13 protein-coding genes are annotated in these 13,133 nt (G+C 63.5%); 4 read left to right on the top strand and 9 right to left on the bottom strand.

Features of this window, described 5'->3' with window-relative positions; genetic code table 11:
* Positions 1-142 precede the first annotated feature (142 nt).
* From ABD059_RS07845 to ABD059_RS07830, 4 genes are all read right to left on the bottom strand, one after another.
* Positions 143-1,273 carry a BMP family lipoprotein gene (locus ABD059_RS07845; RefSeq protein WP_343878842.1) on the bottom strand — a complete coding sequence of 377 codons (1,131 nt, stop codon included), beginning with the start codon at positions 1,271-1,273 and terminating at the stop codon, positions 143-145.
* Between the two features lie 199 nt (positions 1,274-1,472).
* Complete coding sequence (locus ABD059_RS07840) at positions 1,473-2,528, bottom strand: LLM class flavin-dependent oxidoreductase (RefSeq protein WP_343878840.1); 1,056 nt, start codon at positions 2,526-2,528, stop codon at positions 1,473-1,475.
* An 88-nt stretch (positions 2,529-2,616) separates the two neighbouring features.
* Positions 2,617-3,762, bottom strand: coding sequence for an amidohydrolase (locus ABD059_RS07835; protein WP_343879180.1), 1,146 nt, complete (start codon positions 3,760-3,762; stop codon positions 2,617-2,619).
* Positions 3,763-3,909: 147 nt separating this feature from the next.
* Positions 3,910-5,049, bottom strand: coding sequence for a mannose-1-phosphate guanylyltransferase (locus ABD059_RS07830; protein WP_343878838.1), 1,140 nt, complete (start codon positions 5,047-5,049; stop codon positions 3,910-3,912).
* Positions 5,050-5,300: 251 nt separating this feature from the next.
* On the opposite strand from ABD059_RS07830, the gene sdhC reads away from it, so the two are divergent.
* From sdhC to ABD059_RS07810, 4 genes are all read left to right on the top strand, one after another.
* On the top strand, positions 5,301-5,678 hold the full coding sequence (gene sdhC / locus ABD059_RS07825) for a succinate dehydrogenase, cytochrome b556 subunit (RefSeq protein ID WP_343878837.1): 378 nt from the start codon (positions 5,301-5,303) through the stop codon (positions 5,676-5,678).
* Positions 5,679-5,681: 3 nt separating this feature from the next.
* Positions 5,682-6,149: a succinate dehydrogenase hydrophobic membrane anchor subunit gene (locus ABD059_RS07820; protein ID WP_343878835.1), complete on the top strand. Its 468-nt coding sequence runs from the start codon at positions 5,682-5,684 to the stop codon at positions 6,147-6,149.
* Positions 6,150-6,210: 61 nt separating this feature from the next.
* Positions 6,211-7,989: a succinate dehydrogenase flavoprotein subunit gene (gene sdhA / locus ABD059_RS07815; protein ID WP_343878833.1), complete on the top strand. Its 1,779-nt coding sequence runs from the start codon at positions 6,211-6,213 to the stop codon at positions 7,987-7,989.
* A complete protein-coding gene (locus ABD059_RS07810; RefSeq protein WP_019483694.1) occupies positions 7,989-8,777 on the top strand; it encodes a succinate dehydrogenase iron-sulfur subunit in 789 nt (262 codons plus the stop codon). Before sdhA ends, ABD059_RS07810 begins: the two co-directional genes overlap by 1 nt.
* Positions 8,778-8,843: 66 nt before the next feature.
* Here the strand turns inward: ABD059_RS07810 and ABD059_RS07805 are convergent, their stop codons facing one another.
* The 5 genes from ABD059_RS07805 to ABD059_RS07785 form a co-directional block, all read right to left on the bottom strand.
* Positions 8,844-10,007 (bottom strand): YihY/virulence factor BrkB family protein, encoded by a 1,164-nt coding sequence (locus tag ABD059_RS07805; protein ID WP_343878832.1) that lies wholly within the window; start codon positions 10,005-10,007, stop codon positions 8,844-8,846.
* A complete protein-coding gene (locus ABD059_RS07800) occupies positions 9,970-10,590 on the bottom strand; it encodes a 2'-5' RNA ligase family protein (RefSeq protein ID WP_377959639.1) in 621 nt (206 codons plus the stop codon). The genes ABD059_RS07805 and ABD059_RS07800 overlap by 38 nt, the downstream gene beginning before the upstream one ends.
* Positions 10,591-10,594: 4 nt before the next feature.
* Complete coding sequence (gene trpS / locus ABD059_RS07795; protein ID WP_343878831.1) at positions 10,595-11,629, bottom strand: tryptophan--tRNA ligase; 1,035 nt, start codon at positions 11,627-11,629, stop codon at positions 10,595-10,597.
* Between the two features lie 19 nt (positions 11,630-11,648).
* Entirely contained in the window at positions 11,649-12,485 is an 837-nt protein-coding gene (locus tag ABD059_RS07790) for an exodeoxyribonuclease III (protein ID WP_377959646.1), read from the bottom strand.
* A gap of 84 nt (positions 12,486-12,569) precedes the next feature.
* Positions 12,570-13,109, bottom strand: coding sequence for a hypothetical protein (locus ABD059_RS07785; protein WP_343878829.1), 540 nt, complete (start codon positions 13,107-13,109; stop codon positions 12,570-12,572).
* Positions 13,110-13,133: the final 24 nt, after the last annotated feature.

Here is a 13,133-nt window from a genome sequence, read left to right as displayed (position 1 = left end):
ATCAGGACCAGATCTCAGCGGAGGGAGCCGCCGAACTGGTCGATAAGATTTTTGCTGGTCACCAGCCTAAACGCAAAACGCGCCGCCTGCTCCGTGTGCGGTATTCCCTCACGCGGAGCAGCGGCGCGTTATGCCAAAGCGGTTATTGCTGTGGGCTGGCTTCAGATTCCACAACGATGTCGCCTGAAATGATGCCCGCTTCGATCTCTTCCAGTTCGGCCATCAGTTCTTCGGACACGGCGTCCTCCTGATCGTGGAATGGCGCGAGGGCCACGCCACCGTTTTCAAGGGTGCCAACGTAGGGGGTGTTGTCGAAGTTGTCCTCAACGTCGGTGTTGATCACTTCTTCAACGGCCTCGCCCATCAGCTTCATGACCGAGGTCAGGATGAACTCGTTGCCGGCGTTGACGGTCAGGAACCCGTCGGAGTCGACCCAGATCACCTTGGCGTCGGCGCCGTCGGCGTTGGCTTCCTCGACTGCTTCGATGGTGCCTGCACCAACGGGGCCGGCGACCGGCATGATGATGTCGGCGCCTTCGTTGATGAAGTTCTCGGTGTTGGTCTTGCCGTTGGCGAGGGACTCGAAGTCGCCGGTGAAGGTGCCGGTCTGAGCTTCCTTGTCCCAGCCGAGCAGCTGGACGTCGGCGTCCTTCTGCTCGTTGTAGTAGGCAACGCCGTCGGCAAAGCCATCCATGAAGATGGTCACGGTCGGGATCTGGATGCCGCCGTAGGTGGCTACGGTGCCGGTCTCGGTGGTCCCAGCGGCCGTGTAACCGGCAAGGAATGCTGCCTGAGCCGTGTCATAGATGATGGGCTTGACGTTCGGCAGTTCAATCTGGTTGTCATCGACGATGGCGAAGTTGGTGTCAGGGTTGGCTTCGGCTGCCTCGCCGGTGGTTGCGGAGAGGAGGAACCCGACGGTGACGATCATGTCGCACCCCTCGGTAACCATTGAGTTGACGTTCGGGCCGAAGTCAGTCTCGGCCTGCGACTCGGCCTGGCGGACCTCGATACCGAGGTTTTCCTGGGCCGCGGTGATGCCCTCGTAGCTGGACTGGTTGAACGACTCGTCGTCGAAACCGCCCTGGTCAGAGACGATGCAGCCGGTGTAGTCGATCGAGGCTGCAGTTGCTTCGGCGCTCTCATCCGAGCCTGCGGAGTCTTCAGGTGCTGCGCCGCAACCGGCGATCAGCAGTGCCGAAACACCGAGCATCGCGGCGGAGAGGGCCGTCTTGTTGTTGAGACGCGTAGTGGTGCGCTGTGAGTTCTTCAAAATTCCTCCAGAAAGAAATGGGCCCCACGGCTGAAGACCTCAATGAGTGACCGCCCCTGACCACGCGAACGGGTGCAGGGCTCTGTTTTCACTGATTTTTCGTAGGCACTGGGCCGTGCCGGGGCCGGCACGATATGAGCATACTCTAGCGGCGTGCCGGCCCAGCACCTACCAAATCAGGCGACGGAAATCACATTGTTCAGGATTTGTTACCAACGGGTAGTGCATTGGAAACACTCGCCGACCACGCGGCACTCAAGGCTTCCAGCGAGGAGACCCGGGAGGCGACGTCGTACGTGGTCCCGGTGATCATCAGCTCGTTCACTCCGGTTAGCTGGACCAGGGTGTCCAGGCGTTCGACCACCTGGGCGGGCGTGCCGACGGCCTTGATGGCCGGAAGGTGATCCAGCACCATGAGTTCCTGGTCGGTGAGAACGCGGGCCGCGGCCTCCTCGGGGGACACAATGGGGCCCAATTTCCCCGAGCGGAGGGCCAACGCCATGATCCGGGCGGGACCGGCGAGGTATTGGGCTTCCTCCTCCGTGTCGGCGGTGAGCGCCGAGGTGGCCAGCATGGCGTGCGGCTCATCCAGGACCGGCGAGGGCTGGAAGTTGGACCGGTAGAGATTCATGATGGCTGCCGGGTCCTCGTTGCCGAAGTGGTGGGCGTAGCTGTACCGGACGCCGAGCATGCCGGCGAGCTGAGCGGAATATCCGCTGGATCCGAGCAGCCACACCTCGGGGAAACTGGTGGCCGACGGCGTCGCAACCAGATTCAGCGCCTGATCCGGCGATCGGTGGTCGCCGAGGAGGCTCATTACCTGGAGGACGTGCTGGGGAAACTCTTCCACGCCAAGTCCGCCGGCTTGCCGCCGCAGCGCCATCGCCGTGGCCTGGTCCGTGCCGGGAGCCCTGCCGATCCCCAGGTCGATCCGGTTCGGGTAGAGCGCTTCGAGCAGAGCGAACTGCTCAGCGACCACAAAGGGCGCATGGTTGGGGAGCATCACTCCCCCGGAGCCGAGCCGGATCTGCTCGGTCTTCGACGCCAGATGCGCCATCAGGACGGGCGGGGAAGTGGACGCCACGGCCGGCATGTTGTGGTGTTCGGCCACCCAGAAGCGTCTGAATCCCAACCGGTCGGCTGCCTGCGCGAGGGTGGTGCTGTCGGCTAGTGCCTGCCCCGAGGACTTCCCGACGCCCACTGTGGCGAGATCGAGGACTGACAGGGGCGGACGGGTATTCACTGATGTACTCACCTGGGGCGTAACCTGCCCCGTGCCAGCTCTATTCCGGCCACCCCCACACCCCGGGATCGATCCGGGATGTTTTCACGACCGGCGAAGGCTAATACCTCACGCCGCGGATAGCCCGAAGGGCCGCGTTGGCCATCACCCGGACGCCGCAGCTGATGGCGTGCTCGTCCGGGTTGTAGTCGCCGCGGTGCAGGTCGTAGGTCTCGCCACCGTGGGTCCGCGTGCCCAGACGCATCATGGCACCGGGCACCGCCTGGGTCATCCACGCGAAGTCTTCCCCGCCCATCGACTGCGGGGTGAGCACGACGGCGTCCTGCCCCAGTTCCGCCCGTGTCGCCGCTTCGAGCAGGCCGGTCTCTGCCTCGGTGTTGATGACCGGCGGCACTCCACGGGTGTGTTCCAGGTGAACGTCGACGCCGAAGGGTGCGGCGATCTGGCGAACGGTGCTGTCCAACAGGTCGCCGGCCGCTTCCCACGCCTCACCGTCGAGACACCTCATGGTGCCGGACATGAAACCGTGGCCGGGGATGGCGTTCGGTGCGCTACCGGCGTGGATTTGCCCCCACACCACCGACACGGCGCTGCGGACATCGATCCGGCGGGACAGCACCGCTGGAACATTCACAGCAATATTTGCCAGCGCGAACACCAGGTCCTCGGTCAGATGGGGGCGTGAGGTGTGCCCGCCCCTCCCGGTGAGCTCGACCCGGACGGTGTCCGAAGCGGAGGTGATTGCACCAATCCGGGTTCCCACGAGTCCGACGTCGATGTGGGGATCACAGTGCAGCGCAACAATCCGGGGCACATCATTGAGCACTCCCTGTTCAATGACCTCCAGCGCGCCACCGGGCATCATCTCTTCAGCGGGCTGGAAGATGATCCGGATGCGTCCGCCCAACGGTTCGTCGGCATGCATTTTTGCCAGGACCAGCGCGACGCCGAGCATCACCGTCGCATGAATGTCGTGCCCGCAGGCGTGGGCAATGCCGGTCGACGCCGAGGCGTACGGCAGCCCTGTCTCCTCGAGTACCGGCAGCGCGTCGATGTCAGCTCGCAACCCCAAACGGATGGGGCCTTCACCGATGTCGACGAAGAGCCCTGTGTATTCGAGCCGCTGCGGCACCAACCCTGCCGCCGCCAGACGCTCGACCAGCTGGTCGGTGGTGCGGTATTCCTTATGCGAAAGTTCGGGGTGCATGTGCAGATCGCGTCGGAACCGGGTCAGCTCCTCGAGCATGGGCGCAAGCCACACCCCGATGGGAGGGGCGGCAGACGGAACGGTTGGCGCACTGCGGTTGGTTTGCACCACTCCAGCCTAGCCACAGCCGGTCCACACCATAGAACTGTGCAGCAGGATGAAGCGACCGGATGGACCCTAGCGGGGCTAGAGCACGTCCGTTTCGCCGCTGGCGCGCAGGTGCTCGACGGCCTTTTTCACTTCCTGGGCGTGCTCCTTGGTGGTAACCAGGAGGGCATCGGGGGTGTCGACGATGACGACGTCGTCGATCCCGATCAACGCGATCACCCGTTTGGTGTCCGAGACGACGATGCCCGAGGCATTGTCGGAGAACACTCTGGCCCCTTCGCCCATCACGGTCAGCTTGCTGTTTTCGATGGCCGGGTTCAGCCGACCGATGGCAGCGAAGTCCCCGACGTCGTCCCAGCTGAAGTTCCCGGGAATCATTGCGACGTCACCGGCAGCCGCGGCAGGTTCAGCAACGGCGTAGTCAATGGCAATTTTCGGGAGGGTTGGCCACACCCGCCGGGCGACCTCGCTCCGTGACGGGGTATCCCAGGCCTCGGCAATCTCGGTCAGGCCGGTGTAGAGCTCGGGCTCGTTGGCTTCCAGGTGGCGGAGCATCAGTGCCACCGGGGCAACGAACATCCCAGCGTTCCAGGAGTAATTTCCGGTCTCCAGGTAGCCGCGCGCCACCTCCTCGGAGGGTTTCTCAACGAACTCGATGACGGAGTGGGCGCTGGGCGCTCCGTCGAGGTGGAGGTTCCTGCCGGCCCTGATGTACCCGAATCCGGTGGCGGGGAGGGTGGGTTTGATCCCGATGGTGACGATATACCCCTGCGCTGCCGTGTGAATCGCCTCGCGGACTGCCTCCTGGAACACGTCGACCGGGGTGATGACCTGGTCGGCCGCGAAGGAGCCCATGATGATCTCGGGGTCACGCTGGTACAGGATCGCCGCAGCAAGACCAATCGCCGCAGCAGAGTCCTTCGGCTCACTCTCGAGCACCAGGTTGGCGTCCTGGATCTCCGGAATTTGCTTCAGGACGGCGCTGCGGTGGACCTTCCCCGTGACCACCATGATGCGGTCCCCGCTCAGCGGCCCCAGCCGATCATAGGTGGCGCGGATCAGGGTACTGCCGGACCCGGTCAGGTCGTGCAGAAACTTGGGGGCAGCGGCCCGCGACAGCGGCCAGAGACGCGTCCCTACCCCTCCGGCGGGAATCACGCCATAGAAACGCCTGAGCGCCTCGTCTGGGTTCTGGGCACCAGCCCTTTGCGTAGTCATCGTTTCCACGGTAGTGCACTCCACAAAATTCTCACGGCTGAGCACCTGCATGGCACGCTTTGACAGGTTCCCACCTGTCAAGAGGCCCACCCCCACAGCCCCTGTTAAGAATGTCACAGCGTAGGGAAGCCTAAATTGTCTGCCGGGGTGACGGAGCCTACATTAGGATCAAGTGAAGAGTGCTTTCGCATCGGCGTCTTACCTGCGTGGCAGACACGCAGACGCCGGGCGTTGCAGGGGAGGTTATTTCAGTGTCGAAGACACCAGCAGGCACCCTTTATCGCGGCCGTGAAGGCATGTGGTCCTGGGTAGCCCATCGTATTACCGGAGTAGTGATCTTCTTCTTCCTCCTGGTCCATGTGCTCGACACCTCGTTGGTGCGCGTGTCCCCCGAGGCTTATGACGCAGTGATCGAGTCCTACAAGAACCCCATCATGGGCCTGGGCGAACTGGGGTTGGTAGGAGCGATCGTGTTCCACGCGTTCAACGGTCTGCGCGTCATCCTGATCGACTTCTGGAAAAAGGGCCCCAAGTACCAGCGCCAGCTGCTCTGGGGTGTTGTCGGGCTGTGGGCGGTCACCATGGTCGCGTTCTCCATCCGTCATCTCGCGGTTGTCTTCGGAGGTTAAGCCATGACTAACCCAGTAATTGAAAGTCCCCGCTCCGGACGCGTTGCGCCCGAGTACACCCGCACCGGTGCCAGCAAGGGCAACTTCGAAATGGTGGCCTGGCTGTTCATGCGGGTCTCCGGCATCATCCTGGTGGTACTGATCTTCGTCCACCTGTGGACCTCGCTGATCGACGGCGACGGCATCAAGGGTGTCGACTTCGGCTTCGTCGCAGGCAAATGGGCAAGTCCCATCTGGCAGATCTGGGACCTGGTGATGCTGTGGCTGGCCATGCTGCACGGCACCAACGGTGTTCGCACCATCATCAACGACTATGCCGAAAAGGACTCCACCCGGTTCTGGCTCAAGAGCGTTCTTTACGCCTCCACCGTTGTGATCATCGTGCTCGGCACCCTGGTGATTTTCACCTTCGATCCGTGCCCCGTGATCGACGGCGTGGCGCATGTAGCGCCATACTGCCCGGCCCCGTAGGGCTCTCGACGCTTCTGGCCGCCGGCGCGGCCGTTCGGTACCAACAGAAAGAACAACACGTATGCAGGTCCACAAGTACGACGTCGTAATCGTGGGTGCTGGCGGTGCCGGTATGCGCGCAGCCATCGAATCCGGTCAGCGCGCGAAGACGGCAGTACTGACCAAGCTGTACCCGACCCGCTCCCACACCGGCGCGGCGCAGGGCGGCATGTGCGCGGCCCTGGCGAATGTTGAAGAAGACAACTGGGAATGGCACACCTTCGACACCGTCAAGGGTGGCGATTACCTGGTTGACCAGGACGCTGCTGAGGTGATGGCGAAGGAAGCCATTGACGCCGTGCTCGACCTTGAAAAGATGGGCCTGCCGTTCAACCGCACCCCCGAAGGCCGGATCGACCAGCGTCGCTTCGGCGGTCACACCCGAGACCATGGCAAGGCCCCGGTCCGCCGGTCCTGCTACGCGGCTGACCGCACCGGCCATATGATCCTCCAGACGCTCTACCAAAACTGCGTCAAGCACAACGTTGAGTTCTATAACGAGTACTACGTCCTTGACCTCCTCACCGTCCAGGAGGAAGTGACTGTCGACGGCGTGACCAAGTTGCAGACGCGGGTTGCCGGGGTTGTCTCCTACGATCTGGCCACGGGCGAGCTGCACGTGTTCCAGGCCAAGTCGATCATCTTCGCCTCCGGCGGCGTTGGCAAGGTCTACAAGACCACCTCCAACGCGCACACCCTCACCGGTGACGGCATGGGCATCGCCTTCCGCCGCGGTATCCCCCTGGAAGACATGGAGTTCTTCCAGTTCCACCCGACCGGTCTGGCCGGTCTGGGCATCCTGCTCTCGGAGGCGGCCCGCGGCGAGGGTGCAATCCTGCGTAACTCCGAGGGTGAGCGGTTCATGGAGCGGTACGCCCCCACCATCAAGGACCTGGCGCCCCGCGACATTGTGGCCCGTTCCATGGCCAACGAGGTGCGGGAAGGCCGTGGTTGCGGCCCCAACAAGGATTACGTCCTGTTGGACCTCACTCACCTGGAACCCGCTCACATCGACGCCAAGCTCCCGGACATCACCGAGTTCGCGCGGACCTACCTGGGGGTTGAGCCGTACACCGAGCCGGTCCCCGTGTTCCCCACCGCCCACTACGCCATGGGTGGCATCCCCACGAACATCAAGGCGGAGGTGCTCCAGGACAACGACACGGTGGTGCCGGGCCTGTACGCTGCCGGCGAGGTGGCGTGTGTATCGGTGCACGGCTCGAACCGGCTGGGCACCAACTCGCTGCTGGACATCAACGTGTTTGGCAAGCGCGCCGGGATCTACGCGGCTGAATACGCGTTGACCGCCGATTTCATCGAGATCCCCGACAACCCCCTCACGGAAACCCAGTCGCTGCTGGACACCATGCGCAGCTCCGAGGGTGGCGAGCGGGTAGCACAGATCCGTAAGGAACTGCAGGACATCATGGACGCCAACGTCCAGGTGTTCCGCACCGAGCAGACCCTGCTGGAGGCACTCAGCGTCATCGATGGTCTCGAGGAGCGGTACAAGCACGTCACCGTCCAGGACAAGGGCAAGCGTTTCAACCTTGACCTGCTGGAAGCCGTCGAGCTGGGTTTCCTCCTCGACATGGCCAAGGTCATGACCGCCGCCGCCCTGCATCGGAAGGAATCCCGCGGGGGCCACTTCCGCGAAGACTTCCCGGAGCGGGACGACGAGAACTACATGACCCACTCGATGGCTTACAAAGATCCAACGGCCACCGAAACATCCGGCGTGCGTCTGAAGACCAAGCCGGTTGTCTTTACCCGTTACCAGCCCATGGAGCGTAAGTACTAATGAGCACTGAAACAGTCGAAAGAGAACCAGCCTCCAAGATCGAGCTCGCGCCGGGAATCGGTGGCGGCGGGGAAATCCCGACGTTCGACATCACGCTCAAGGTCCGCCGGTACAACCCGGAGGTCTCGGACGAGGCCCACTGGGACGAGTGGAACCTGACCATGTACGGCACGGACCGTGTGCTCGATGCCCTGCACAAGGTCAAGTGGGAGCATGACGGCACAGTCACCTTCCGCCGCTCCTGCGCCCACGGGGTCTGCGGCTCCGACGCCATGCGGATCAACGGCCGTAACCGGTTGGCCTGCAAGACCCTGCTGAAAGACCTCGACACGTCGAAGCCCATCCTGGTGGAACCCATCAAGGGCCTCCCCGTGGAGAAGGATCTGATTGTCGACATGGAACCGTTCTTCCAGTCCTTCCGCGAGGTCATGCCGTTCCTGGTCAACCGCGGCCACGAACCCACGAAGGAGCGCCTGCAGTCCTCCGAGGAGCGGGAACGCTTCGACGACACCACCAAGTGCATCCTGTGCGCCGCGTGCACCTCGTCCTGCCCGGTCTTCTGGACCGATGGCCAGTACTTCGGCCCAGCGGCGATCGTCAACGCCCACCGGTTCATCTTCGACTCGCGCGACGACGCCGGCGACATGCGCCTCGAGATCCTGAACGACAAGGAAGGTGTGTGGCGGTGCCGGACCACGTTCAACTGCACCGAAGCCTGCCCCCGTGGCATTCAGGTCACCAAGGCCATCGCTGAGGTCAAGCAGGCCATTCTGAGCCGCAAGATCTAGTTGGTCCCGACCCGTCCTCGGCGGTGATCGACAACGGCGGTGATCGACGACGTCGGCCCGGTTGCGCTACCCAGCGTGACCGGGCCGACGTTTTTGGTGAGCGAGGTCTGGTCCCGCGTCCCGGACTCGCTGGTCTTTCCGCCGCCCAGCGACACGGCTGCGCTGCTTCAGGGACCGACCATGTCGTGGAGCCAGCCCCGCCTCGGCGTCCGCGGCGCCAATGGCGCCCCACGCCGCGGCCAGCAGATAGACCTGGCTGAGCAGGAAGAACCAGACAAACAATCCGACGACGACGGTGAAGGGCGCCAGCAGCGGGTTGCCGCCACCGACGCTGCCCAGGAGCAGGGTGCTGAAGGTCCGCAGCACGGTGCTTCCGACCGCGGTGATCAGTGATGACTGGATGAGCAGGCGTCGCGTCTGGTCGATTCCCGAGGCCCTCCGGAAGAGAATCACCGCCACGGCGAAATCCAGGATCAGCATCACGGCTATGCCTGCGAGCTGGGTGAAGGGCCGCCCGGTGTCGCCGAAGTCCAGCCAGTCGAACACCACGTCCAGGAGGGTGTTGGCAACCAGACCGACCACTGTGGTGACGATCATCGCTACCCCCAACACGAGCAGCGTCCCCAGGTCCTTGACCCGGATCAGAAGGGGGTGCCCGGGGACAGGAGGGAGGGCGAAAATGCCCCTCATCGCCTGCCTGACACCGGCAATCCAACCAAGCGCGGTGATCACGGTGATGATGGTTGAGACAATCAGGGTGAGGGTCAGGCCCTCCCCGGCGCTGAAGAGCTGCTCGGGGGTGGCGAGGCCGGGGCCGTCCTCCTCCATTTTGAGGATGCCCGGTGCCGCCGAGTTCACCGTTTCGACGATCAGGTTCTGCAACGGCGCGTTTCCGGTGACCACCAGACCCAGAATCGAGAAACCGGCGAGTAGCAGTGATGCCATGGAAAAGAACAATCGGTAGGCGATGCCCGCTGCCATGAGGGGACCACGCCGAACCGTGTACAGATGGAACACCCGCACCGGGCGGAGTACGAAGGTCCGCGCGAGGAGGTAGTTGATGGTCGCCACGATCAGGGGCAGACCCGTACCGCCGCGCCGTTTCACCTTGCCCAGATCGCGGCGGGCGTCGATCACTTTCAGCTTGAGGTGGGCTAGCTCGGCCGGGCGCGGCTCGTTATAGTAGTCGGTCTCAGCCGGGGTGATCGCCCTGGTTTTGATCTTGGCCAAAGCTTAGCTCTTCCCTCAGTCGCCAGATACCGCACGAATCGTGCTCATACAACCCCATGGTACGGACCATGAAGGACGCCTCGAACCCCCTCAACTGGGCTTCCGCACCGTCCAGGCTCGCCACACTGACATCGTGGGCCACCGTCACATGCGGGTGGAAAGGGAACTCCAGCGCCCGCTCCAGTGGCCCTCGCTGCAATTTGGTGTGCAGCTCCACGCAGTCATCGAAGCCGTCCGTCAGGTTCAGGAACACCACCGGGGAGACGGGTCTGAACGTTCCAGTGCTTCTCAACGTCACGGTGAAGGCCCGCTGTCCGCGGGCCACTTCACGGACATGCTCGATGGTCGCATCCCAGTCGGTCGCCGGAGTGGTTGTCACCAGGGTGATGTGCGCGGGGATCAGGTCCGCCATCGGATCGCCGAAGGACGCGCGCCAGCGGCCGAGCTCCGCAGCCAACGGCTCAGGGACCGCGATCACCACGCCAACGCAGCTCTGCGAGGGGCCAGCGGCCTCCGGCACGGTCATTCCACCGGCCCGTGCCTGCTGGTGGCCGCTGGTGGCGGAGCTGATCGACTGGTCCATACAGTTAGCGCGCTCCGCCCAGCGGTGGGAGGAACCCGACCTTTGAATACACGTCAGCGAGGGTGGCTGAGGCGATGGTGCGCGCCTTCTCGGCACCGCGAGCCAGGAGCCGGTCCAATTCGGCTGGATCGGCGAGCAGCTCCTCGGTGCGAAGACGGATCGGCTCGAGATGTGACACCACAATGTCTGCCAACTCGGTTTTCAGGTGCCCGTACATCCGCCCCTGGAAGTCCCCGACGACGTCGTCGATGGTCTTGCCGGTGAGCATCGAGTAAATGGTGAGCAGGTTCGAGATGCCGGGCTTGGCTTCCTTATCGAAGCGGATCTCGGTATCGGTGTCAGTGACCGCCGACTTGATGCGCTTGGCTGTCACCTTCGGATCATCCATCAGGTTGATCAGTCCTGTCGCCGAGCTTGCCGACTTGGACATTTTCGCCGTGGGGTTCTGCAGATCGTAAATTTTCGCCGATTCCTTCTGGATGAAGGGCTTCGGCACCACGAATGCCTCACCGAACCGGGAGTTGAACCGTTGCGCCAGGTCACGACTCAGTTCGACGTGCTGCCGCTGGTCCTCCCCCACCGGCACCCCCTCCGGCTGATACAAGAGGATGTCAGCGGCCTGGAGGATGGGGTACGTGAACAGACCCACGCTCGCCGCGTCGGCGCCCTGTTTCTGCGACTTGTCCTTGAACTGGGTCATCCGCGACGCCTCGCCAAACCCGGTGATGCAGTTCAGCACCCATCCAAGCTGGGCATGTTCAGGCACGTGGGACTGCACGAACAGGGTGCACTTGTCGACGTCGACGCCGCCGGCAATGTACTGCGCAGCGGTGCGGCGGGTGCGTTCTGCAAGCTCGCCCGGTTCCTGCGGCACGGTGATCGCGTGCAGGTCGGGAATGAAGTAGATCGCCTCATACTCGTCCTGCATCCGCACCCAATGCACCAGGGCCCCCAGGTAGTTGCCCAGGTGGAGAGACTCGCCCGAGGGCTGCATGCCGGAGAGAACCCGCTGCCGCGCCCCGTGGGTGGTAGTCGTCATGGTTACAAAATCCTGAACGTTAGAGCCGGTAGTCGACTACCAGCGGAGCATGGTCTGAAAAGCGCGTGTCATACGAGGGTGCACGGTCGACGACGGCGTCGGCCGCCGCGGCGGCAAGGCCCTCGGTGGCGAGGTGGTAGTCAATCCGCCACCCGGTGTCATTGTCGAACGCCTGCCCGCGCCAGGACCACCAGGTGTAGGGACCGTCGACGTCGCCCGCGAGTCGGCGGTGCACGTCGACGAAGCCGAACTCGTCGTCGAAAAACCGGTCAAAGTAGGCGCGTTCCTCCGGCAGGAATCCCGCCTTCTTCACGTTGCCTTTCCAGTTGCGAATATCGAGTTGGGTGTGACCCACGTTCAGGTCACCCACCAGCAGGGTGTGGTCCCGGGTGCGTCGCAGCTCCGGCAGCCGCTCCGACATCACGTCGAGGAACCGGTACTTGTCCTCCTGCTTGGGACTGTCGACTTCACCCGAGTGGACATAGGCGCTGACGACGGTGAGGGTCACTCCCCCAAGATCAAAATCTGCTTCGACCCATCGCCCGGAGGTGGCGAAGTAGTCATCCCCGATATGGGTGCGGGTGGCAGTCGGTGCCAGCCGGGAAGCGATCGCCACCCCGGCGCGGCCCTTGGCCTCAGCCTCGGCGTGCAGAATGTGCCAGGAATCGCCGAGCAGCCCCCTGAGGATGTCGTCGGGTGCCCGGACCTCCTGGAGGCAGAGGATGTCGATTTCCCGGTCCGCGAGCCAGTCGGCCATACCCCGTTTGTAGGCCGCACGGATCCCGTTGACGTTGACGGTGGCGACGCGCAGGAATGATCCGTCGGCGTGGGACAAGCCATCGGGAGAAGCTGTCAATGCTGCAGTGGAACTCACTCGCTCCACCCTACCCGAGCACTCTGCTGAATGAGGGCAAAAAAGGAGGGGCGGTGGTTACCTTGGTCAGTCGACAACAGTGCCCTCTACCGGCCCGTCGTCGTTCTTCTTCATCATTGACCGGGCATTGTGCGACGTGATCTCGATGGTTTCGAGTGCCCGCCCCACTGTCTCCTCGTCGCTGGACTTTCCAGCGGCCAAGTGGTCCCGGATGACCCGTACCTGAACCTGCACAATTTTGAAACTGTGGTCCAGTTTCAGGTCGCGGGCCAGAGTGGCCTCATCGACCACTCCGGTCCCGGTGGGATCCTGGATGCCGTTGGCACGGTTGAACTGCTGCTGAGCCTCATTGATCCGCGCCGCCGCATTGCGGGCGGCCGTCCGGAGGCTGAACACCACGAAGCTGAAAACCAGGAGCCAGCCCAGGGAGATGATGGCGACCAGCCAGCCGACGACGTCGTTCTGGTTGGCGGCGAAGACCACGGCCACCAGGAAGACGATCAACATGATGCTCATCCCGATCGTGCCCATGCGCAGGCTCAGGCCTCGGCCCGCTCCCGCTGGGGTGCCGGTCTCGAACGGTTTCTGGTTCCCAAGAGGCTTCATACCTCCCATTCTCGCAAATCATGG

It is taken from the genome of Arthrobacter flavus, from assembly GCF_039526005.1.
GTDB lineage: Bacteria > Actinomycetota > Actinomycetes > Actinomycetales > Micrococcaceae > Arthrobacter_D > Arthrobacter_D flavus.
Note: the sequence above shows the minus strand (reverse complement) of the source record. Positions and strands in the feature narration are given on the sequence as shown.

Coding starts and splice junctions, on each gene's coding strand:
- ABD059_RS07835 (WP_343879180.1), bottom strand. CDS start 3,762: ATGCTCGAGGAGCTGACCCGGTTCCGACGCGATCTGCACATGCACCCC.
- ABD059_RS07830 (WP_343878838.1), bottom strand. CDS start 5,049: ATGACTACGCAAAGGGCTGGTGCCCAGAACCCAGACGAGGCGCTCAGG.
- ABD059_RS07820 (WP_343878835.1), top strand. CDS start 5,682: ATGACTAACCCAGTAATTGAAAGTCCCCGCTCCGGACGCGTTGCGCCC.
- sdhA (WP_343878833.1), top strand. CDS start 6,211: ATGCAGGTCCACAAGTACGACGTCGTAATCGTGGGTGCTGGCGGTGCC.
- ABD059_RS07810 (WP_019483694.1), top strand. CDS start 7,989: ATGAGCACTGAAACAGTCGAAAGAGAACCAGCCTCCAAGATCGAGCTC.
- ABD059_RS07800 (WP_377959639.1), bottom strand. CDS start 10,590: ATGGACCAGTCGATCAGCTCCGCCACCAGCGGCCACCAGCAGGCACGG.
- trpS (WP_343878831.1), bottom strand. CDS start 11,629: ATGACGACTACCACCCACGGGGCGCGGCAGCGGGTTCTCTCCGGCATG.
- ABD059_RS07785 (WP_343878829.1), bottom strand. CDS start 13,109: ATGAAGCCTCTTGGGAACCAGAAACCGTTCGAGACCGGCACCCCAGCG.